The 18788-nt window shown below is 54.9% G+C and carries 17 protein-coding genes, 1 tRNA gene and 1 pseudogene; 13 read left to right on the forward strand and 6 right to left on the reverse strand.

Annotation, left to right across the window (positions count from 1 at the left end):
- Position 1: 1 nt before the first annotated feature.
- Complete coding sequence (locus tag BLR64_RS00550; RefSeq protein ID WP_090711159.1) at positions 2-772, forward strand: pseudouridine synthase; 771 nt, start codon at positions 2-4, stop codon at positions 770-772.
- A 123-nt stretch (positions 773-895) separates the two neighbouring features.
- Positions 896-1693, forward strand: coding sequence for an HAD family hydrolase (locus BLR64_RS00555; protein ID WP_090711161.1), 798 nt, complete (start codon positions 896-898; stop codon positions 1691-1693).
- An 834-nt stretch (positions 1694-2527) separates the two neighbouring features.
- On the opposite strand, the gene BLR64_RS30505 is transcribed toward BLR64_RS00555, so the two are convergent.
- A complete protein-coding gene (locus tag BLR64_RS30505; RefSeq protein ID WP_198536574.1) occupies positions 2528-2617 on the reverse strand; it encodes a sporulation protein YjcZ in 90 nt (29 codons plus the stop codon).
- Between the two features lie 116 nt (positions 2618-2733).
- The gene (locus BLR64_RS00560; RefSeq protein ID WP_090711163.1) at positions 2734-4131 is read right to left on the reverse strand and encodes an RsmF rRNA methyltransferase first C-terminal domain-containing protein; all 1398 of its coding nucleotides are present in this window, start codon (positions 4129-4131) and stop codon (positions 2734-2736) included.
- Between the two features lie 185 nt (positions 4132-4316).
- Here BLR64_RS00560 and BLR64_RS00565 point away from each other — a divergent pair, with 185 nt between their 5' ends.
- The 3 genes from BLR64_RS00565 (at position 4317) to BLR64_RS00575 (ending at position 10164) form a co-directional block, all read left to right on the forward strand.
- Positions 4317-5453, forward strand: coding sequence for a glycosyltransferase family 4 protein (locus BLR64_RS00565; protein ID WP_090711165.1), 1137 nt, complete (start codon positions 4317-4319; stop codon positions 5451-5453).
- Between the two features lie 6 nt (positions 5454-5459).
- Complete coding sequence (locus BLR64_RS00570; protein ID WP_090711167.1) at positions 5460-6869, forward strand: metallophosphoesterase family protein; 1410 nt, start codon at positions 5460-5462, stop codon at positions 6867-6869.
- Between the two features lie 124 nt (positions 6870-6993).
- A complete protein-coding gene (locus BLR64_RS00575) occupies positions 6994-10164 on the forward strand; it encodes an AAA family ATPase (RefSeq protein WP_090711169.1) in 3171 nt (1056 codons plus the stop codon).
- A 6-nt stretch (positions 10165-10170) separates the two neighbouring features.
- On the opposite strand, the gene BLR64_RS00580 is transcribed toward BLR64_RS00575, so the two are convergent.
- The gene (locus tag BLR64_RS00580) at positions 10171-11286 is read right to left on the reverse strand and encodes a YkvI family membrane protein (protein WP_090711171.1); all 1116 of its coding nucleotides are present in this window, start codon (positions 11284-11286) and stop codon (positions 10171-10173) included.
- 179 nt (positions 11287-11465) lie between these two features.
- Between BLR64_RS00580 and BLR64_RS00585 the strand changes: the two genes are divergently transcribed.
- From BLR64_RS00585 to BLR64_RS00595, 3 genes are all read left to right on the forward strand, one after another.
- Positions 11466-12038, forward strand: a complete 573-nt coding sequence (locus tag BLR64_RS00585) for a xanthine phosphoribosyltransferase (RefSeq protein ID WP_068728181.1) — start codon at positions 11466-11468, stop codon at positions 12036-12038.
- 105 nt (positions 12039-12143) lie between these two features.
- On the forward strand, positions 12144-12461 hold the full coding sequence (locus BLR64_RS00590) for a hypothetical protein (protein WP_068728180.1): 318 nt from the start codon (positions 12144-12146) through the stop codon (positions 12459-12461).
- Positions 12462-12547: 86 nt separating this feature from the next.
- Complete coding sequence (locus tag BLR64_RS00595) at positions 12548-12766, forward strand: hypothetical protein (protein WP_068728179.1); 219 nt, start codon at positions 12548-12550, stop codon at positions 12764-12766.
- A gap of 74 nt (positions 12767-12840) precedes the next feature.
- Here the strand turns inward: BLR64_RS00595 and BLR64_RS00600 are convergent, their stop codons facing one another.
- Complete coding sequence (locus BLR64_RS00600; RefSeq protein WP_090711173.1) at positions 12841-13296, reverse strand: YhjD family protein; 456 nt, start codon at positions 13294-13296, stop codon at positions 12841-12843.
- Between the two features lie 178 nt (positions 13297-13474).
- On the opposite strand from BLR64_RS00600, the gene BLR64_RS00605 reads away from it, so the two are divergent.
- The 3 genes from BLR64_RS00605 (at position 13475) to BLR64_RS00615 (ending at position 16094) form a co-directional block, all read left to right on the forward strand.
- Positions 13475-13558: transfer RNA gene (locus tag BLR64_RS00605), tRNA-Leu, on the forward strand.
- 189 nt (positions 13559-13747) lie between these two features.
- On the forward strand, positions 13748-14776 hold the full coding sequence (locus BLR64_RS00610) for an ROK family protein (RefSeq protein ID WP_090711175.1): 1029 nt from the start codon (positions 13748-13750) through the stop codon (positions 14774-14776).
- Between the two features lie 118 nt (positions 14777-14894).
- A complete protein-coding gene (locus tag BLR64_RS00615; protein WP_090711539.1) occupies positions 14895-16094 on the forward strand; it encodes an MFS transporter in 1200 nt (399 codons plus the stop codon).
- 11 nt (positions 16095-16105) lie between these two features.
- Here the strand turns inward: BLR64_RS00615 and BLR64_RS00620 are convergent, their stop codons facing one another.
- Positions 16106-16972 (reverse strand): SDR family NAD(P)-dependent oxidoreductase, encoded by an 867-nt coding sequence (locus tag BLR64_RS00620; RefSeq protein WP_090711177.1) that lies wholly within the window; start codon positions 16970-16972, stop codon positions 16106-16108.
- Between the two features lie 131 nt (positions 16973-17103).
- On the opposite strand from BLR64_RS00620, the gene BLR64_RS00625 reads away from it, so the two are divergent.
- Both BLR64_RS00625 and BLR64_RS31160 read left to right on the forward strand, forming a co-directional pair.
- The gene (locus BLR64_RS00625) at positions 17104-17562 is read left to right on the forward strand and encodes a MarR family winged helix-turn-helix transcriptional regulator (protein WP_090711178.1); all 459 of its coding nucleotides are present in this window, start codon (positions 17104-17106) and stop codon (positions 17560-17562) included.
- Positions 17563-17647: 85 nt separating this feature from the next.
- Positions 17648-17959 (forward strand): annotated as a pseudogene (locus BLR64_RS31160) (GNAT family N-acetyltransferase); the annotation flags it as partial.
- Here the strand turns inward: BLR64_RS31160 and BLR64_RS00635 are convergent.
- Positions 17861-18706, reverse strand: coding sequence for a YihY/virulence factor BrkB family protein (locus BLR64_RS00635; protein ID WP_090711182.1), 846 nt, complete (start codon positions 18704-18706; stop codon positions 17861-17863). The pseudogene BLR64_RS31160 and the gene BLR64_RS00635 overlap by 99 nt on opposite strands.
- Positions 18707-18788: the final 82 nt, after the last annotated feature.

The following is an 18788-nucleotide window of genomic DNA, read 5'->3' on the forward strand; positions in this document are numbered from 1 at the left end:
CATGAGCGCATCTAGTAATGCCGGCAAGAAGCAGCGCATTGATAAAGTGCTGTCCCATATGGGCATCGGCTCACGCAGTGATATCCGCAAGCAGGCCAAGCAGGGCCTGATTACCGTGAACGGCACTGTCGTTAAAGACAGCGGCTTTCATGTCGATCCTTATAAAGACTTAATTGAGGTGGGCGGTGAGGTTGTCCGCTACCGTGAATTTGTGTATCTGATGATGAACAAACCAGCCGGTGTCCTGTCAGCTACAGAGGATAAACGGGACCGTACGGTACTGGATCTGCTGAAGCCGGAGCATGCCCTGTTCGAGCCATTTCCGGTCGGCAGGCTGGATAAGGATACAGTCGGGCTTCTGCTGCTGACCAATGACGGCAAGCTGGCCCATGAGCTGCTCTCCCCGCGCAAGCATGTGCCCAAGACCTATGAAGCTACCGTAGAAGGGGATGTGGATGCTGCGGATGTGGAGGCTTTTGCCAAAGGGGTTGAGCTGGAGGACGGTTATGTGACCCTGCCTGCACAGCTGAGCATTCTTGGCCGCGAGCGGGGAAGCAAGACCATCTCGTACATTTCACTTACGATTACAGAAGGGAAGTTCCATCAGGTTAAACGGATGTTTATCGCTGTAGGCAAAAAAGTGACCTTTCTGAAGCGGGTCTCGATGGGCGAGCTGAAGCTGGATGAGAGTCTGCCGCTTGGAGCCTGCCGGGAGCTGACCGACGCAGAGCTGGCGCTGTTAACTGGCGAGGCTGGAGAATCTGCGGTTTGACGGCGTGAGCGTCCGGGTCGATTTTATATAGGCTAAATATATTAACGGGTTTTCATTGACCTGAGTTTGATAAGCTTGCTTAGTACAGCCGGGCAGAAATAGAAAGACAAGGATGGTGGGGGTATGAAATACAAGCTGATTGCACTGGACGTTGACGGAACGCTTTTGAATGATGATCATAAGCTGAGTGACGAAAATAAAGAAGCGATTGCCGAGGTGACGCGCCGGGGAGGCCAAATCGTATTGTGCACCGGCCGCAGCCCGCAGAACTCAATTCCTTTTATGGAGGAGCTGGGACTCACGGGGTATGTCCTTGGACACAACGGCGGGGCGACGGTATCGGTCAGTGACCGCAAGGTGCTTGATCAATACGGGATGGACGGCCGCGGCCTCGATCCGTATATCGAATACTGCCGGCAGCATGACATCCATTTCGATGTCAGCACGGCCTTCGAGATGTATGTGGACAACGTGGAGAATCTGACCAAGGAAGCCAACTATATGTATGAGCACTTCCGGATCATGCCGGCCTCCCTGCCGGCGTGGGAGGAATTCCGCGAACCGATTGTCAAATTTACAGTGTTCACCAAGTCTGCGGTGCTGGATGAGGCCATGCGGGAATGGGGCACCTGGACCCAGCAGTATAATATGCTGCGCAGCGGCGAGTTTTTTGCCGATTTCATGCATCATGAAGCCTCCAAGGGCAATGCGCTCAAGAATCTAGCCGCAAGGCTCGGTATCGCGCAGGAGGAAGTAATGGCTATCGGCAACTATTACAATGATATCTCGATGCTGACCTATGCCGGCCTGGGCGTTGCCGTAGATAATGCTCCGCTTGAGGTTAAAGCGGCCGCCGATGCCATTACAGGCACGAATAACGAGCATGGTGTTCGGGATGCACTTGTGAAATATTGCCTCTAGCAACTCCGGCCATAATTGCATTATAATCTTCCCAAGCATAAACCAGTGCCTTATGGCGCTGATTTATGCTTTTTTTGAGTTTGGGCGGTGTGACGGGAGGGGGTGTGGTGTTTAGACGGGAATGGACGGACTGGTGACGGATGAATTTGTGCTGGATAATGAATTCGGTATGTGTTATCTGATCTGACCGCCATATATTTGGGAGCCATCGAAGTAATAAGTGGAAATTCGCCACCTAATACTTCTCCAAACAATGAGAATAGAGTATTAGTTGGAAAAACGGCACTTAATTATCCGATTTTTGTGCAAAAAGGGGTTTGTGGTCTAATTTAGATGACGATTTTCTACTTAATGAGCTGAAATATTGGAAAACTGAGTAATTAAGTGGCCAAAATCCAACTAGATTCGGGAGGCCGGAGGCGGGAGGTGGGAAGCGGGAAGTGAGAAGTGGGAAGCGGGAAGTGGGAAGTGGGAAGTGAGAAGTGGGGAATGAGAAAAGGAAGTGGGAAGCGGGAGTGGGGAGTGAGAGGCGGGAAGTGGGAAGTGAGAAGTGGGGAATGAGAAACGGAAGTGGGAAGCGGGAGTGTGAACGTGAGAAGTGGGAAGTGTGAACGTGAGAAGTGGGGAATGAGTAACGGGAATGGGAAGTGGGAAGCGGGAGTGGGGGAGTGAGTGGCGGGAACCGGGAAGTGAGAAACGGCTACAGGCAGCAGCCCATTCTCCACAAGCCGAGCGGCCCGCCAGCTTAGCCTTCAGATCAAAAAGCGGCTGCACGGCCCCGGGAAGGGCGGCGCAGCCGCTTGGTGTCACTGTCGCATAAACCTGCGGACGGAATTAGACAAACAACGAACGGGAAATGATGACGAGCAGGATAAAGAGCACCAAAATTGCACCGGTCGAAGTAAAGCCTGGCATTGCACCCATGTCTGATTCCTCCCTTAACTTATGTCTGATCCCCATTGCTGCGTCTGCACCAGCTGCGGTGTCCTTGGGATAATGACATCATATGCATATAAGGGGGGGCTGAACTGGTCAGCTGCCTAAGACTCGTCAAGATGGGCTTTCAGGATTCTCAGTCCCTTGGGCAGATGGTTCTTCAGCTGGCCCGAGCTGGCTTTGCCCCAGCCGATTGGCAGGCCTTCGACGCAGACGAGCGTCCAGCCGTGCAGCTCAGCGGGAACCGGCAGGCTCTCACCGCGCAGCCAGGCCTGAATATCCAGACTGTCAGCAGACAGGTCGAAGCTGCGTGCAGCCTGCTCCGGTGAAAGCGCCATGGCCAGGGCATGGGCCGGTTCAATCCGGTTTTTCTTCAAATGCGCTACATGCAGCCCGGCGCGCGGGACCTTGAGGCCTTCCAGCAGGCCGGTATGCAAACGTTCATTAAACGCTTCAGGCAGCAGGTAAAGCGACTCTCCAAACAACACTGGTGTACCCTGCACGTTGTAGCCGGGCAGCTCCTTGGCGGCCCAGTCCAGGAACTGCTGATAAGCCTCACGGACCGAAGCGTTTACGCGAGGGCCGTTTTTGCTTTTTCCGCCGCCGCGTTTATTGCGGGTGCTGACCGCGTCACCGGATGCTGAAGCTGGTGCTTTATGCAGCAGCGCGACGAAATGCCCCTCGCCTTTCTCAAGATGAGGCCAGAGCCGTTTGGCCGTAATGAGCTCCATATCGGGATAAGCTGCTGTAAAACGGGCGATTGTCTCCTCGTTCTCCTGGCGGTTAAAGGTACAGGTCGAATAAACCATACTGCCGCCCGGCTTCAGCATGATATAGGCATCCTGCAGAATATCCCACTGCCTGGATGCACACATCCGGACATGGTCAGGGGACCACTCACGGATGGCTGCTGGGTCTTTGCGGAACATGCCTTCACCGGAGCAGGGAGCATCCAGCATAATCCGGTCGAAGACCTCCGGGAAACGCCGTGACAGCTCGTCGGGAGCAGCACTGGTTACGAGCGCATGGGGAATACCCAGACGTTCGACGTTCTCGGCCAGAATTTTGGCGCGTTCGGGATGAATCTCATTGGAGACAAGCAGGCCCTGTCCCTGCATCAGGGAGGCGAGGTGGGTGGTTTTGCCGCCTGGCGCAGCAGCCATATCAAGCACTGTTTCACCAGGCAGCGGTGCCAACAGCTCGGCCGCGGACATTGCTGACGGTTCCTGAATATAATATAGTCCGGCAGTATGGAAGGGGTGCCGGCCGGGGCGGGCAGGGTCCTCATAATAATAACCTGTACTGCACCAGGGAACCGGAGTCAGGCCGAACTGCGTAATTGCTTGGCTGGCAGGGGCGCTGCCGGAGGTGCTTTTTAAAGTGTTGAACCGCAAGCCCTGGGTCCGCGGCATCGTGTAGCTGTGCAGAAAAGCGTCCGCCTCCTGCCCCAGCAGCTCTTTCATGGCAGTGGTAAAAGCGGCGGGCAGCCGTTCTTCATTCATAAGTCATTCTCCTCTGGTTGATTTCAAAACAGGCTCAAGTGTTCTTATTCCTTGCTGTTTCAGGTGGATACCGATAAAATCAAGATATGGGACCTCAGCGTTGCCTGTATATGTACATATATATAACTATATCATAATTGCCGAGTCTCACCGTAATCGGGGCAATCGAAAAGGGGATGTACCTTATGAATTTGCTGCAAGCGCTATTCTTCCCGCCGGAGCAGCCCGGCGGCGTATCTTCCATGATTCCTTACCTGCAGGAGCGGTTCCGCTCCAGCCGCTGGGATATGGATTTGTTCTGGCTGCCCAAGCGGATTCGGAACAAGGGACGCGAAGAGATTGTCTTTGAAACGTTTGACTGGACGGTGTACGGCGAAAGTCCGGTTGTGCAAAAATATATCCAGACCTACCGTGACTATATCTGGTGGACCAAGCTGCGGATGAGCAAGCAGTATGATCTGATTCATGCCCATCATCCGATTGCCGGCCTGGCGATGAAGAGGATCTATCCGGATATTCCGCTGATTCAGACGTTGCACTCCAGTTACGAACGCGAGCTGATCCTTAACGGCGCTATCCAGGAAGGCGGAATAGAGCATCAGTTTCTGGTCTCCATATACCGCGAGCTTGAGCATGTCAGCGACCGGCTGATGACAGTATCGAACGCATTTGCCGATTATCTGGCACCTTATACAGATCATCCTGCGAACATCGGGGTTATCCCGAACGGTTTTGACGAAAAAAGATTTAAGCCGGTTCCGCATGATAACAGTATTCCGCAGCTGGTGACGGTTACGCGGCTGGTTCCTGCCAAAGGCCTGGATATCCTGTTCAGGGCTTGTGCAGAGCTGAAAAACCGCGGTCATGAATATGTGCTGCATATTATCGGAGACGGCCCTTCGCGCGGGGAGCTGGAGTCGCTGGCGCAGGAGCTCGGAATTTATAATGAAACGATTTTTTACGGCTATACGCTGCATCCTGAAGAATTCATGCCGTTTTTTGATATTTTTGTACTCCCGTCAAGGGCGGAAGCATTCGGTTCCGTGTTTGCGGAGGCTGCGCTAAGCTGTCTAGCCCTGGTCGGTACAAATGTCGGCGGGATACCGGAGCAGATTGAAGACGGGGTCAACGGTCTGCTGGTCAACCCGGATGACCAGAACGCACTTGCCGATGCACTCGAAAAGGTGATTGCAGATCCCGGCTACCGTTATGAGCTGTCGAGATCCGCATGGGATAAAGCAAAGAGCCAGTATTCCCTGACCCGGGTCGCCAATGAGCTCAAAAAAATCTATCTGCAGTACCAGCCGGAAACGAAAGGGTGAGCTCAGGTGATTCCTTTCCGATTCCTGCATGCTGCGGATCTGCACCTGGACAGCCGCTTCGTCGGTCTGGCGCAGCTTCCGCAGGCTGTTCGCTCCTATCTAAGGGAGTCCACCTTCGCCGCCCTCGGGCGGCTTGTTGGCGTAGCTGTAGAGGAGAAAGTCGATTTTGTAGTCATCAGCGGTGATGTATACGATGTTTCGGATGCTTCGCTGCAGGGCCAGCTGCGTTTTCAGGAGGCCCTCAGGGAACTGGCCGGACAGGGCATACAGGTCTACCTGATTCACGGCAATCATGATCCGCTGGACGGGCCGCGCCTGAACATGGAGCTGCCTGCCGGAGTCACCCTGTTCGGAGCCGGAGAGCCGGGACAAGCCGTAGCCTGCCGCCGGAGTGACGGGACGGAGCTGGCTGTGATCAGCGGCATTTCTTATCCCACGGCAAAAGTAACGGAAAATACCGCCTTACGGTTCAGCCGCAAGCCGGGCAGCAGCCTGTTCCATATCGCGCTTTTACACGGCAATGTAGACGGTGACTTGCAGCATGAAACCTACTCGCCGTGCACCCGCAAGGATCTGATTGGACGGGGATTTGATTACTGGGCCCTGGGGCATATTCATAAGCGCAGTATTCTGCACGAGCGTCCGGCCATTGTGTATCCGGGCAACATTCAAGGGCGCAGTGTCAAGGAGACAGGCCCTAAAGGCTGCTACATAGTGGATGTAAATGAAGAAGGCCACACCGCTCTGCGCTTTCGTGAGCTGGATACGGTCCGCTGGCAGGTAAAGGAAATACCGATTGACGGTCTGGCAGATGAGGCGGAGTGGACAAATGCCGTGGAACGGGCAGTAGAGGAAATCCGGGATGAGCTTCCGCAGCTGATGTCTGTCGTGCGCTTCAGACTTACCGGCCGCGGGAACGTACACAGACTATTGTCTGAAAAAGGGGCTGCTGCCGACCTTCTGACCGAGCTGCAGCGGCGGGAGGCGGTGCGTGCCGGGCAGCAAAGGTATGCGGGCCTGGTGTGGACCGAAGGCTTTTCTGTAGAGACAGGCCTGCCGGTTGACCGGGAGCGTCTTGTGCAGGAGGACAGTTTCCTCGGCGAGCTGCTGCGGCTCTCCGGCCGGAGCGGACAGACGCAAGACGGGCTGGAGGACTTGCTCTCGGCAGCGCTCAAGCCGCTGATGGAAAACCGCGAGCTGCGCAGGCTGCTGACCGCAATAGACGGAGATGACAAGCGGGACTGGCTGCGCAGCGCCGAAGAGCTTGGCATTACACTGCTGAGCGGTGCGGAGGAAGCTGCACGGACCGGCAGCCGTCATCAGGTTCATGGTGAAGAGGCAGCGGAAGACCCGGGTATGCCGGATACCTTGATTGGGAATTCAGCAGACACAGGAAGTGGCGCCGAAGAGTGGTAAAAGACTGCTGCAGGAAAATCAAGTTAACGTGCAGGGTGAAAGAAGCGGAAGTGTCAGACTGTAAGCAGCAGCGGGTATAGAAGCTGTATCAGGCGGCTGACCGGCAGAAGCGGGGGAATGCGCAATGAAGATAGAGCAGTTGCAGATCAGCGGCTTCGGGCGGCTGCAGCAGCGGGAAATTGAGCTGAAGGAAGGCGTTACTGTACTATACGGTCGTAATGAAGCCGGCAAGAGCACCACACTGCAGTTTATCCGGGCCATGCTGTTCGGGATTCCCGGCAGGGCGCATCCGGCGGAGCGGTATGAACCGCTGCAGGGCAGCCAGCACGGGGGGATTCTGACGGCATGCGACAGCACGGGGGCACAGTGGATCATCCGGCGCTACGCTGCCGGAGGGGAGCAGCAGGCCCGGAGCGAAAGGCTTAGTATTACCGTCCGGCATCCTGACGGCCGGACGGAAGAGGCGTCACAGGAGGAGCTGGAACGCCGGCTGCTGGGCGGCATCTCGCGAAGCATGTTCCGGCAGCTGTTCGCTGTATCACTGGACGAGCTGCAGGAGCTTGGCGCGCTGCAGTCCGAGGAAATGAGCAGCTATCTGTTCCACGCGGGCATGGGCGGAGGCGGTGATATTATGCGCGCCGAACGCAAGCTGCTCCAGGAAGCGGAGAAGCTGTATAAGCCGAGGGGCAAAGTGCAGGAGGCGGCCAAAATCCTTCAGCAGATTGAGAAGCTGGAGCGGGATATGGCCGAGAGCCGGGCTTTGCTGCCCCGGTATAACGCGAATCTGGCTGCGCTTGAGCTTGCGGAACAGAAGCTGGCAGAGCTTGAGCTTGCACGGAACAGCAAAGGCAGCAGACTGAAGCTGCTGCGCAAAGCGGCAGATATCCGTGAACTGTGGCTGAAGTGGCGTGAAGCCCGGTTTGAGCTGGAGAGCCTGCCGGAAATATCGGATTTTCCGGAAAACGGCACGGTGCGCTGGCAGACGCTGGAAGCGGAAATCAGCAGTGCGGCTGGTGCTGTTGAGCGGCTTCAACGGCAGCGTGACGAGCTTGCCGCCGAGCTGGCGCTCCACCTGCCGGACGAGCTGCTCCTTGCACAGGGTCCTGTGCTGGACCTTCTTGACCGCAGGCGTGTGAGTTACGAAGACCGCCGGGCAGAGCGGCAGCGCCTGGAAGCCGACCTTGCCGTACACGAGGCGCATCTGGAGCGCATCCTGCGCAGCCTCGGCACCGGGTGGAGCTATCCGGAGCTTGCCGCTTTTGCGGTTACTGCGGCGGAGCGCGAAGCTGCGCGGCGCTTTGCCGCCGCATTCGCCGGCTACGACCGGCGCATGGAGGCCCGGGAAGCGGAGCGGCAGAGCCTCCGCTCCCGCCTGGCCGCCGCCGCCGCTGCGCTGCAGGCGGCGGAGCGCTCGCTTGCGCGCGAGCACGCAAGCGGCGCCGCCAGCTTCGCGGGCCTCGCCCCGCGCAGCCCGCGTGAACGGCTGCAGCTGTGGGACGAGCTGCAGCAGGCTGCCGAGCGCTGGCGCGAAGCCCAGCTCGGCACAGCCGGGCCGCTCAGCGGCCCGGAAAGCGCCGGGCGCCGCAGCTCCGGCGCCGAGAACCGCCGGGCGGCACGCTACCGGCGGTGGCTGGCCGCAGGCGCAGCGCTGACGCTGCTGCTGCCGGCGGCCCTGCAGCTGAGCGGGGCTCCGCCGCTCAGCGTCTGGTCCGCGCTCGGCCTGCTGGCCGCAGCGGACCTGGCCCTGTGGGCCGGCCTGCGCGCAGCGGGCCGGCAGGGCACCCCGCCGGAGCACGGCGGCGGGGATCGCGCAGCGGCCGCAGCGGAGATGCTGCGGCTGCGCGGGCTGCTGCTCTCCGGTGCGGAGCCGGAGAGCAGGGGCATGGATGCCGGCGCGCTTGAGGCCGGCATGCGGGAGCTGCGCCGCCTGATGGAGGCGTGGAACGCCTGGCAGCAGCGCATGGACCGGCTGTCCGGCGAGTGCGAAGCATGCCGGACAGAAGCAGAGGCGCTCGCCGGGCATGAGCGCGCCCTGGCAGAGGAGCTGGAGCGCGCCGAGGCGGAGTTTGCTGAACTCGACGGCCGGTACACAGACTGGCTGCGTCAGCGCAAGCTGCCGGAAGGCTTGTCTCCGGATGGGCTGCCGGATCTCTTTGCGCTGGTAGAGCAGGGAAATGAGCTGCTCCGCCAGCGTGACAAGCTGACTGTGCGGCTCGGGGAGCTTGGAGCAGAGTGTGAAGCCTATGAGCATGAAGCCTTGTCCCTGCTGCAGCAGGCCGGAGGGAACAGCAGCGGTGAAGTTCCCCTGTTCACCTTGCTCAGCTGGCTGGAGAACCGGAAACGGGAGTGGGATGTGCTGCGGAGTGAGCTGCTTCGCAGGGAAGGCTTGTCTGCCCGGATGGCGGAAATGCATGAGGAGCTGGAGGAGAACAGGCGGCAGCTGGAAGGTCTGGTGCATCGGAGCAGCGCTCTTCTGCGTGAAGGCGGAGCCGGGGACGGCGAGGACTTTCTGCGGCGCGCTTCGGCAGTGCAGCGGCGGACGGAGCTTGTAAGAGCGATCCGCCAATGGGAGCTGGCCATGTTCACCGGCTGGGAAGGCAGCAGAGCAGAGCAATTGCAGCAGCTGCTGGAGCAGCACGATGCTTCCTCGCTTGAAGAGGAACGCTCTGCAGCCGAAAATGCTGCGGTGAACCTGGAAGAAGAGCGGAATATCCTTTTGGAGCAGAGGGGCAAGCTGCTGCAGGAGCAGGAGCATTTGCATGAACGCTGTATGGGGGACACTGTCAGCCAGCAGCTGGAGGAGCAGCGGTCGGCACTCCGCCAGCTGGCCGGACAGTATGCCGTGACGGCACTGGCAGCAGAGCTGATCGGGCGGACGAGAAGGATTTATGAGCAGGAGAAGCAGCCGCAGGTCCTGCAGCTGGCTTCAGCCTATTTTGCAAAGCTGACACAGGGGGAATACCGGAGAATGGTTATGACCCTTGGCCATAAAGAGCTAAAAGCCGAGCATGAAGCGTTGGGTCTGCTCGACAGCGGGCTGCTGAGCCGCGGCACGCAGGAGCAATTGTATCTTGCGGTCCGGCTGGCTCTGGCCGAAACCATGAGCCGGCAAATCAGGCTGCCGCTGATGCTGGATGATCTGTTCGTCAATTTTGATGAAGGCCGCTTGTCTGCAGCACTGGCCTTGATAGGCGAACTGTCGGCAACCAGGCAGATCGTTATGATGACCTGTCACCGCTATGTTGCGGATGCGGCAATGCGGATTATTCCATCTGCGTCGGTAATATCCGTCTGACTTCCCTTATTTCCGCCCCCGTATAACCGGCTTGACGGCAACAATCGTTATGCCTTTAGCTTTGTCTTTCCCTTCAGTTCCCTGAGGAGGGGGTGAAAGAGGTGCGCGCAGCAGCATGCTGACCCAGACCACGGCCAGAGCGCCGAAGATCGGGTAGAACACCCCGAGCAGCGAGCTGAAGCCGAACTGGCTGAACAGATAACAGAACAGCATGAGCAGCGGAGTCACCAGGGCGGGGGCAATCGGGAGGCGCTGCTGCAGCTGTACACTGACGCCGTAAATGTTGGCTATGAAGGTGCTGAAGATTTCAAGGAAGATCAGCAGCAGATAGATCAGCTGAACGGCGGAGCCGAGCCGGAAGGCGATACTTCCCATCGGGACTTCATACTGCAGAATGCCGGGCATCTGCGAGCTCATGGCGAAATGCGCAGCCAGCAGCATGAAGCCGATCCCGATGCCGCCCAGAATACCGCCGCGTACCAGCGACTGTTCGTCCCCGGTATGCCGGGCCAGCGGAACAAGCACAGCCTGGGCCATACCCAGATTAAAGGCGGTATACAGCAGAGGTGACATCCAAGCGCCGAAGCTGCTGCTGTCCGTCTGCAGGAACAGAAACCGCTCCGCCCCCGGCAATCCGAATGTATTAAAAATAATGATAAGCGACAGAGTAAGCATCAGCGGCACAACCAGGCTGTTCAGCTGCATAATGCCTGACATCCCGCGCTTCAGCAAAAAGAACGAGCCGGTCAGTGTAATCAGCAGTCCTGCCTGATAAGGGAAGCCAAAATGCTCCTGAAAGATGGCCCCGGCGCCGGCCAGCATAATGCTGTTGACCCCGATCAGGATAACCAGGGTGAACAGGCTGATGCGGCTGCCCGCTTTTTCACCGAACAGATGGCGGTTGAAATCCTCATACGAATCTGCACCGATCCGGCGGGCAATGACCATCATCTTCGTGCCGAGCCAAATGAACAGAAGGCTTGAGAGCATGATGGTAAGCAGGGCCCAGTGGCCGTACCGGGTAAAAAAACGGAGAATCTCCTGGCCGGTAGCAAACCCTGCGCCTACAATGGTGCCGATATAGGTGAAAGCAATCTGCAGCGTGCGGACATGCGATTTCATGGCTTCACTCCTCATGTGCTCTGATTATAAAAATGGGCGTTGCCCGCCGGATTGCCTTGTGCAGTCCATATAGTACAGGTTATGATGATAGCCAGAGGGACATGACTTCCGCACTGGTGAAATGAAGGTTTGCGGCTGCGGAGCGTCTGGAATTATTAAGGTAATGGGGGTACTAAGTCATGGAAGTATTGAAACAGCGGATATTAGAGGAAGGGGTTGTCCATTCCGATCAGGTGCTGAAGCTGGATGCCCTGCTCAACCACCAGGTTGATCCGATCCTGACGATGGAAATGGGACGGGAGTTTGCCGGGAGATTCGCGGATGCAGGGATCACACGGGTGGTCACTGTGGAATCCTCGGGTATTGCCGTGGCGTTTGCCACCGCTTTGGAAATGAAGGTGCCGCTTGTATTTGCCCGCCGCAAAAAAACGCTGCTGGCTGATCCGGATGCCCTGTGCGAACGGGTTCCGTCCTTTACCAAAGGGATTGTTACCGACATCATGCTGTCCCGCCAGTATATTTCCCGGGAAGATAAGGTTCTTTTTATTGATGATATTATTGCCAACGGTGATGCTGCGCGCGGGCTGATCAAGATTATCCAGCGTTCCGGCGCTGAGCTGGCCGGAATGGGAGTCGTCGTGGAGAAGTGCTTCCAGGCAGGCGCCCGTACGATCAGGGATCAGGGTATCCGTCTGGAATCGCTAGTCCGTATAGAGTCGCTGGAAGACGGAAAGGTTCATTTCGCCGATTAATTCAGTGACAATTATCGGAACAAAGCCTATTTTTAAAACATCTTCTTTTCACCCTATAACTTTTCCTTTATAATAAAGATTAGACATAGGAGAGGAGGCGTCACAATGGGGAAAGAACCGGTGACAGAGCAATTTTTTATTGATAAGCTAACCGAGGCCAAGGATCATTTCGAGCGTGCCCTGGATTGTAAACACACAGAGTTCGACGATCTGTATCCCTATATGATTGAACATCCTCAATTTTTCTGGTATAAACGTTATGTTGCCTGGTCGGAACTTTTAACGATCACCAGTCTGTGCCAAGAGCTGGAATTCAACTGGAAAGAGAATTTCACAGACAATCAGGTTGAATACCTGGAACAACGTGTGATGTCCGCTAAAGTTCTTGATTTCTGGTTTGAGAAGAATGAAGCGCTGATATAGGATCTTAGTCAAGCAAGACCCAAATGGATTCTCATTTGGGTCTTTTTTTGAATAGACAAGCTTTTTTGCAAAGGAGGGTTAGGAACATGATCAGTGATGAAGAATTGGATGCTTACCGTTTGTCCGGTGAGAAGGTGCGTGTTATTCGTGACGCACTCCAGAGCAATGATGTAAGAGGCATAATCCTGGCCTGGAATGAGACCCAGGTGATGGTGCGCCGTCCAAATAAGCATGTAGTCAAGCTCGACCGCAATTACATTTTTCAGCCGTACTCAGAGCCGCGCAAAGGGCTGGAGGATTTATAAGATAAAGCGCATCATAACGCAGAGAAGCCCCGTCCGGGTATGGACGGGGCTTCTCGCATACAGGCTGATAACCATCAGATGGACATAGCCATCTGTTCAACGCTCTCGTTCTTGGATAATACGGCGAGTTCCGGATTCAGCCCGAGGTAAGCGCGCATGCGCTGCATCATCTCATTACGGAAGCCGGGCCACTGGATGTTGATCTCGCCGGTATAGCCCCGGCAGGCATAAGAGGCTTCAACGCCGCGCTGATCCTGGCGGATCGTCGTAATCTTCAGATTGTGGGAGGTCAGCTCGCGGGTTACCTCCTGCAGCATCAGCGAAGTCTTCTTGGTTGCGCCAGTAACCAGCTCCATGTAGAGCTGGGGGGTCTTGAATAAACCGCTCCTGCCGATTACACGGCAATCACGCTCGAATACTTTATGAATAAACGTCAGCAGCAGATAGCTTCTCACAAGGGACAGTTCGTCTTTGGTTATATCTTCAGGAATAGTTGGTGTGTTCAGAGTGGTTCTGGTAGTAGTCGCCATATAAATCACCTCATTTATAGTATGCGAACTTTTGTTCTTATTATACCTTGAATTTATAATGAAAAGCAATAATTATCCAAAAAAATATGAAAAGAAATGAAAATAAAAAAGTCTTGACTCTTATATCTGTACATGGTAAGATCTATCTTGTGGCCGCGAGAGTGGCATAATAGAATTTGCGGTCGTGGCGGAATTGGCAGACGCGCACGGTTCAGGTCCGTGTGGTAGCAATACCGTGGAGGTTCGAGTCCTCTCGACCGCATCCTAATGAAGAAAGACCCGTAATGCCTTAGGCGATTACGGGTCTTTTTTTTGCGTGAAAATGAGCTTTAATTATATCTCCTCGTCTTCATCTATTGTTTACTGCCGCCCCCTTGACAGCAGAGCCCAAAGCCATTATATTTTCACTTATTAAAAGAGTTGTAATAACTCAGAAAACAGGAAGGGGACAATAATGCCAATAACCCACAACACCGCTCAAGTCAAGAAGATCAATGTGGAGCTGGTCAAAAATACGTTGAAGGCTGCCGGTACAGGCACAAAGGCGTCAATCGCCAATATGACACGGCTGAGCGTAGCCACTTGCGGCAGTATTCTGAATGAGCTGGTCCGCAGCGGTGAGGTGATTGAACTGGAGCTTGAGGAATCGAGCGGCGGGCGTCCTGCCAGGCAGTACAGGTTCAATGCTGATTATGCCTGTGTGCTGTGTCTGATGGTGAAGACGGAAGGCGGCCGTCATTCCATTACTTACCTTATTGTCAATCTGGCAGGTGATCAGGTGGAGGAGGGGACCCGGCATTATGGCTATATAGATGCAGATACCATTCATTCTCTGGTCGGGGAACTTGCCGGGAAACACCGCCATGTAAAAGCAGCCGGCATCGGCATTCCGGGAGTCGCGCACCGCGGGGTTATCGGAATCTGTGACGTGGCTGCACTTGCCGGGGTGCCGCTGGGTGAGCAGCTTAGTGAGAAGTACAATATGGACATCATTATCGAGAATGATATGAATGCTACAGTGTATGGCTTTTATCAGCTTCAGAACCTGGAGGAGGATCAGCCGTTTGCCGTAGTGACCTTTCCTGACAATCATTTTCCGGGAGCAGGCTTCATCGTTAACGGGCGCATGGTGACGGGCTCAACCCATTTTGCAGGGGAGATCTCTTATTTTCCGGTTGGCCTTTCACGGGAGGAGCAGCTGGAAAGGCTGCATAACAAGGATACGTTCGTATCTGTAGCGGCCCATATGCTGTCTTCCATCATAACGGTCCTTAATCCGGTCTCCATTGCGGTCACAGGCGATTTGACCCATCCTTCGATGACGGAGGAGCTGCTTGACGGCTGCCGGCAATACATACCGGAGGAGCATCTGCCGGCGCTGCTTATCAAAAACAATACACAGGAAGAATACAAAACCGGCCTAACTGCACTTACGCTGGAGAGTCTTACTTACCGGCTGCAGCTGGTGGAACGGAAATAACGAACGGTCCCGTGCGGCCCCATTGCCCATTGTTATACCCGTTGTCCAATAACAACTAATCCTTCAGGAGGCCATCAAGTTGAAACAGCGCACAACCTCATTCAATAAAACCTATGCCATGCAGCTTGTAACGATCTTTTTAGGCTTTATTATCTTCGGTATTTCCGAAAATATTAAAGGACCGGCTATCCCGCGGATTCAGTTTGACTTTGCCTTGAACGAGGAGCAGCTGGGGAGTCTGCTGTCCCTGAACGCCCTCGGCTATCTGATTGCCTGTTCATTCACCGCTATACTGGTGCGTAAATTCGGAATCAAAGCGACAAGCATTATGTCCTTTGCCTCCATGCTGCTGTCCGGTATTTTTATCTTTGTATCCCATGCCTATCCTGCGTTCGCGGCATCTTATTTCCTGATGTACATCGGCAACGGGATGCTGGAGATTGCCCTGGCTATCCTGGGGGCACGTATTTTTGTCAAAAATGTCGGGACCATGATGAACCTGTCCCACTTTTTTTATGGACTAAGCTCCACAGTTGCCCCGCTGATCGCTACAGGCATGATGTCTGTGCACCTTTTTGGCCATGAACTGGACTGGCGGGGAATGTATCTGGTCATGCTCTCGCTCTCGCTGCTGCCGATCCTGAGTGCGCTGCGCAGCTCCTTTCCGGGAGATGATATGCCGGCTGAGCACCGTACGCCGTTCAAGGAATTAAGACGGGACCCGGCCCTGTGGTGGATGGTGCTGATCCTGTCCTTCGGCGTTGTATCTGAGCTGGCCGTCGGCGGCTGGCTGGTTAATTTTCTGGAGAAGGCGTACGACTGGGATACTGTTAAGGCATCGGGTCTGCTGTCTGTTTTCTTCCTGCTGTTTTCGGTCGGCAGACTTGTGCTTGGACCGGTGACGGACAAAATCGGCTTCACCCTGTCGTTGATTATTTTCTCGGGCTTCTCCGCCGTTTGTACCTTTGCGGCGATTGCAGGGGGAGAGTCCCTGGCGTTTCTGTTCGCGGCCGCAGGGCTTGGGATTGCGATGATTTATCCGACCGTTATGGCCTTTATTGCGAAACGTTATCCGGGCGGCAGTGATACAGCTATTACCTTTACGGTTACCATGATGGGACTCGGAAGTGTTATCGGGAACTATGTGATCGGCTTTGTGATCGAAGCGGTGAAGAAGCTGTATGATGAAAATGACCCGAACGCCCTGCTGCACGGATTGCAGGCGGGATACGGATTTATCGGCCTGTGTGCCCTGCTGTGTGCGGTATGCGCCTTTGTGCTGTACCGCTACCTGAATAAACGCGGTGAACTGATCTGATCCGGCATCCGTTAATCCCTTTTGCCGAGCAGGTCTTCCGTAGCCTCCCACAATTTTTTCTGCTGTACTGGATCATTGCCCGGGAAGACGGGTTCAATGGGCCTGCCGGTTCCGACATTGAAGTATCCGCCGGTTACTTTACCGTATTCAGGCTCCAGAATGAGCCGGGTTATGATGTCTGTTCCTCTGCGGGGATCGCCGATATGAAGCCCTTTTAACAGCCGTTCGATTAAACCGGCAAACTTCAGTTCACGTCCAAGGCCAGTGACGTTAAATCCGGGATTGAGAGCATTGACAGTGATTCCGCTGCCCGACCATCTGCGGGCCAGCTCAGCGGTGAACATAATGTTGAGCAGCTTGGTTTTGCCGTAAAGCGCGGATGAGCCGCGGGCTGTAAAAGGGCTGGTGTCACTTAAATCCTCTGGCAGCTTCAGCGTTCCGTGATTGCGTGAAGCTTCGGAGGCAACATTGACCACCCGGGCCTGCCCGGCTTTCAATAGAGAGGGCTGAAGGATTTGGGTCAGCAGCCAGGGCGCCAAATAGTTGACAGCAATCATTTCGGCATAGCCTTCAGAAGTGACACGAGGCTCAAAGGCATGGATACCGGCATTGTTTAATAATACGTCGATTGCTGGATGAGCGGACAGGATTTCTTGTCCGACTCTGCGGACATCCTTCATTACCGAGAGGTCACCGTAATAAAAGTGGATTGGCGCACCGGGGGCTTGTTGTCTGATTTTGAGTGCTGCGGCCTCGGCACGTTCCATGCTCCGGGCTGTCAAAACTAGCCTGAAACCTCGTTCCGCCAGCGTAGCGGCAGCCAGCTGCCCGAGTCCGCTGGTGGCTCCTGTAATGACTGCAACAGGATTTTTAGACATGAGTTCGGTCTCCTTCATGTGATATAATGGTATAGCAATATAGTTGATATATGTCCATCATAATAATATGATTGATATATGTCAACTATATTAGGCGTTTATTCTGAACTGAAGGAAGAAAGGTGAACAGATTGAGTACAGATTCCTTGGCTGATGCAGGAAGAGAAGCGCTTGAAGCAGCGCTCGGAGAACAGCTGAACGCGCTGCTTAGCGCGTCCCATGCCATCAACGTGAGGGCGGCAGCCCGGTTTGATGATTCTTTGCAGCCGGCGGCTTTTCACCTCATCCGCTGGCTGTATTCTTATGGACCGGCCAGTGCTGCGGTGCTGGCGGAATCCACAGCAATGGACCGCAGCTCGGTAAGCCGGCTGATTAAACAACTGGAAGCCTTGGGTTATGTGAGGAGAGAGTCGTCTCCGGAAGACGGGCGGGCCATTCTGCTCTCACTCACCGGACACGGGCAGGAGAAGATCGTGGAGGCGCTTAAAGAGAAGGGTACTGTTTTTTATGAGCGGATTGCGGGCTGGAAGGATGAGCAGCTATATGAATTTGTTGAAATGCTTAGGCAGTTTAACGGCTTGAACCCTTGAACCCTTGAATCCGGGTGAACGTAGCTGAAAGTAATTAATATAGTGCAGAGGGAGATCGTTTGATAATTAAGGCACTGAAGCGGAGTATCAGGGGGAAGGTCTTGGAAGAGTCCTGCTGCGGGCAGCACTTCACACCGCTAAGAATAACGGCTACAGCCGGAGTATCCTGTGTGTGAATGCAGAGAACGAGCAGGCAAAAGCGTTGTACACCGGGGAGGGCTTCAGGGAGGCTGAGTCTGCTGAAATAAGGTGCTTTCCTTACGAGGAGAGCACCTTTTTGTCCTGCTATAACACAAATTCAGGTGCGGATCTGCGGAGCAGTCCTGCGGTTCAGCAGAAGCGCATTGATCTCTCCGCCCGCCAGAATGATGATGGAGCTGATATAGAGCCAGATTAACAGGATCATGACCCCGCCAAGGCTGCCGTAGGTTTTGGTGAAATCACTGAATTGATTGACATAGACGGAAAAAAGTACAGAAGTGACGATCCAGCCGACGGTAGAGAAGAGCGCACCCGGCATAACCTCCCTGAGGCGCAGTCTGCGGCTGGGAGCAATCCAGTAGAGCAGCGTGAATACGACGAACATAACGAATAGGGGAACGGCATACTGGAGCAGGTCCCAGAGCTTTTGCAGACCATAAGGCAGATCAGTGAGCAAAAAGACCTGTGTCTTCAGCCAGCTCCCGAATACGAGCAGCAGAATGCTGAGCAGCACCACCAGACCGATGGACAGTGTAGCCAGAAAAGCAATCCCCCTGACTTTCCAGAAGACCCTGCTCTCGTCAATATCGTAGGCGCGGTTGAGGCCTTTGATAATGGCGTTGATTCCCTTCGAGGCGGCCCACAGCGTAGCCAGCATACCAAACGACAGCAGGGCCTGGCTCCGCCCCTCAGAGACATCCTGCAGAATTTCTTCAATAATAGAGTAGGCTTCGGCCGGCATAATCGGCTGTAGCTGCTGAATCTTGTCCTCCAGGGAAATATGGGCGTACCCGATCAGCGTCATGATGAAGATCAAGAACGGAAACAGGGAGAGGATGAGATAATAGGTTAATTGTGCACTGACGCCCTGCACATCATCATATTTAATTTTGGTGAACAGCGCTTTGGCAAAAGCGTACATTCCGGCGGCATTCTTCTTCATAATTCCCTCCTCTGCGTACTCTATAATATGCACTGGTATGTTTATAATATTAACCTGCTTGAACAACATCACAGCCAAAATG

The sequence above is a fragment of the Paenibacillus typhae genome (assembly GCF_900099765.1).
Classification (GTDB): domain Bacteria; phylum Bacillota; class Bacilli; order Paenibacillales; family Paenibacillaceae; genus Paenibacillus_AQ; species Paenibacillus_AQ typhae.

Bases quoted from the DNA above. Each gene is read 5' to 3' on its own strand.
- BLR64_RS00550 (WP_090711159.1), top strand. From the start codon at position 2: ATGAGCGCATCTAGTAATGCCGGCAAGAAGCAGCGCATTGATAAAGTG.
- BLR64_RS00555 (WP_090711161.1), top strand. From the start codon at position 896: ATGAAATACAAGCTGATTGCACTGGACGTTGACGGAACGCTTTTGAAT.
- BLR64_RS30505 (WP_198536574.1), bottom strand. From the start codon at position 2,617: ATGGGTGCAATGCCAGGCTTTACTTCGACCGGTGCAATTTTGGTGCTC.
- BLR64_RS00560 (WP_090711163.1), bottom strand. From the start codon at position 4,131: ATGAATGAAGAACGGCTGCCCGCCGCTTTTACCACTGCCATGAAAGAG.
- BLR64_RS00565 (WP_090711165.1), top strand. From the start codon at position 4,317: ATGAATTTGCTGCAAGCGCTATTCTTCCCGCCGGAGCAGCCCGGCGGC.
- BLR64_RS00575 (WP_090711169.1), top strand. From the start codon at position 6,994: ATGAAGATAGAGCAGTTGCAGATCAGCGGCTTCGGGCGGCTGCAGCAG.
- BLR64_RS00580 (WP_090711171.1), bottom strand. From the start codon at position 11,286: ATGAAATCGCATGTCCGCACGCTGCAGATTGCTTTCACCTATATCGGC.
- BLR64_RS00585 (WP_068728181.1), top strand. From the start codon at position 11,466: ATGGAAGTATTGAAACAGCGGATATTAGAGGAAGGGGTTGTCCATTCC.
- BLR64_RS00590 (WP_068728180.1), top strand. From the start codon at position 12,144: ATGGGGAAAGAACCGGTGACAGAGCAATTTTTTATTGATAAGCTAACC.
- BLR64_RS00595 (WP_068728179.1), top strand. From the start codon at position 12,548: ATGATCAGTGATGAAGAATTGGATGCTTACCGTTTGTCCGGTGAGAAG.
- BLR64_RS00600 (WP_090711173.1), bottom strand. From the start codon at position 13,296: ATGGCGACTACTACCAGAACCACTCTGAACACACCAACTATTCCTGAA.
- BLR64_RS00615 (WP_090711539.1), top strand. From the start codon at position 14,895: ATGCAGCTTGTAACGATCTTTTTAGGCTTTATTATCTTCGGTATTTCC.
- BLR64_RS00620 (WP_090711177.1), bottom strand. From the start codon at position 16,972: ATGTCTAAAAATCCTGTTGCAGTCATTACAGGAGCCACCAGCGGACTC.
- BLR64_RS00635 (WP_090711182.1), bottom strand. From the start codon at position 18,706: ATGAAGAAGAATGCCGCCGGAATGTACGCTTTTGCCAAAGCGCTGTTC.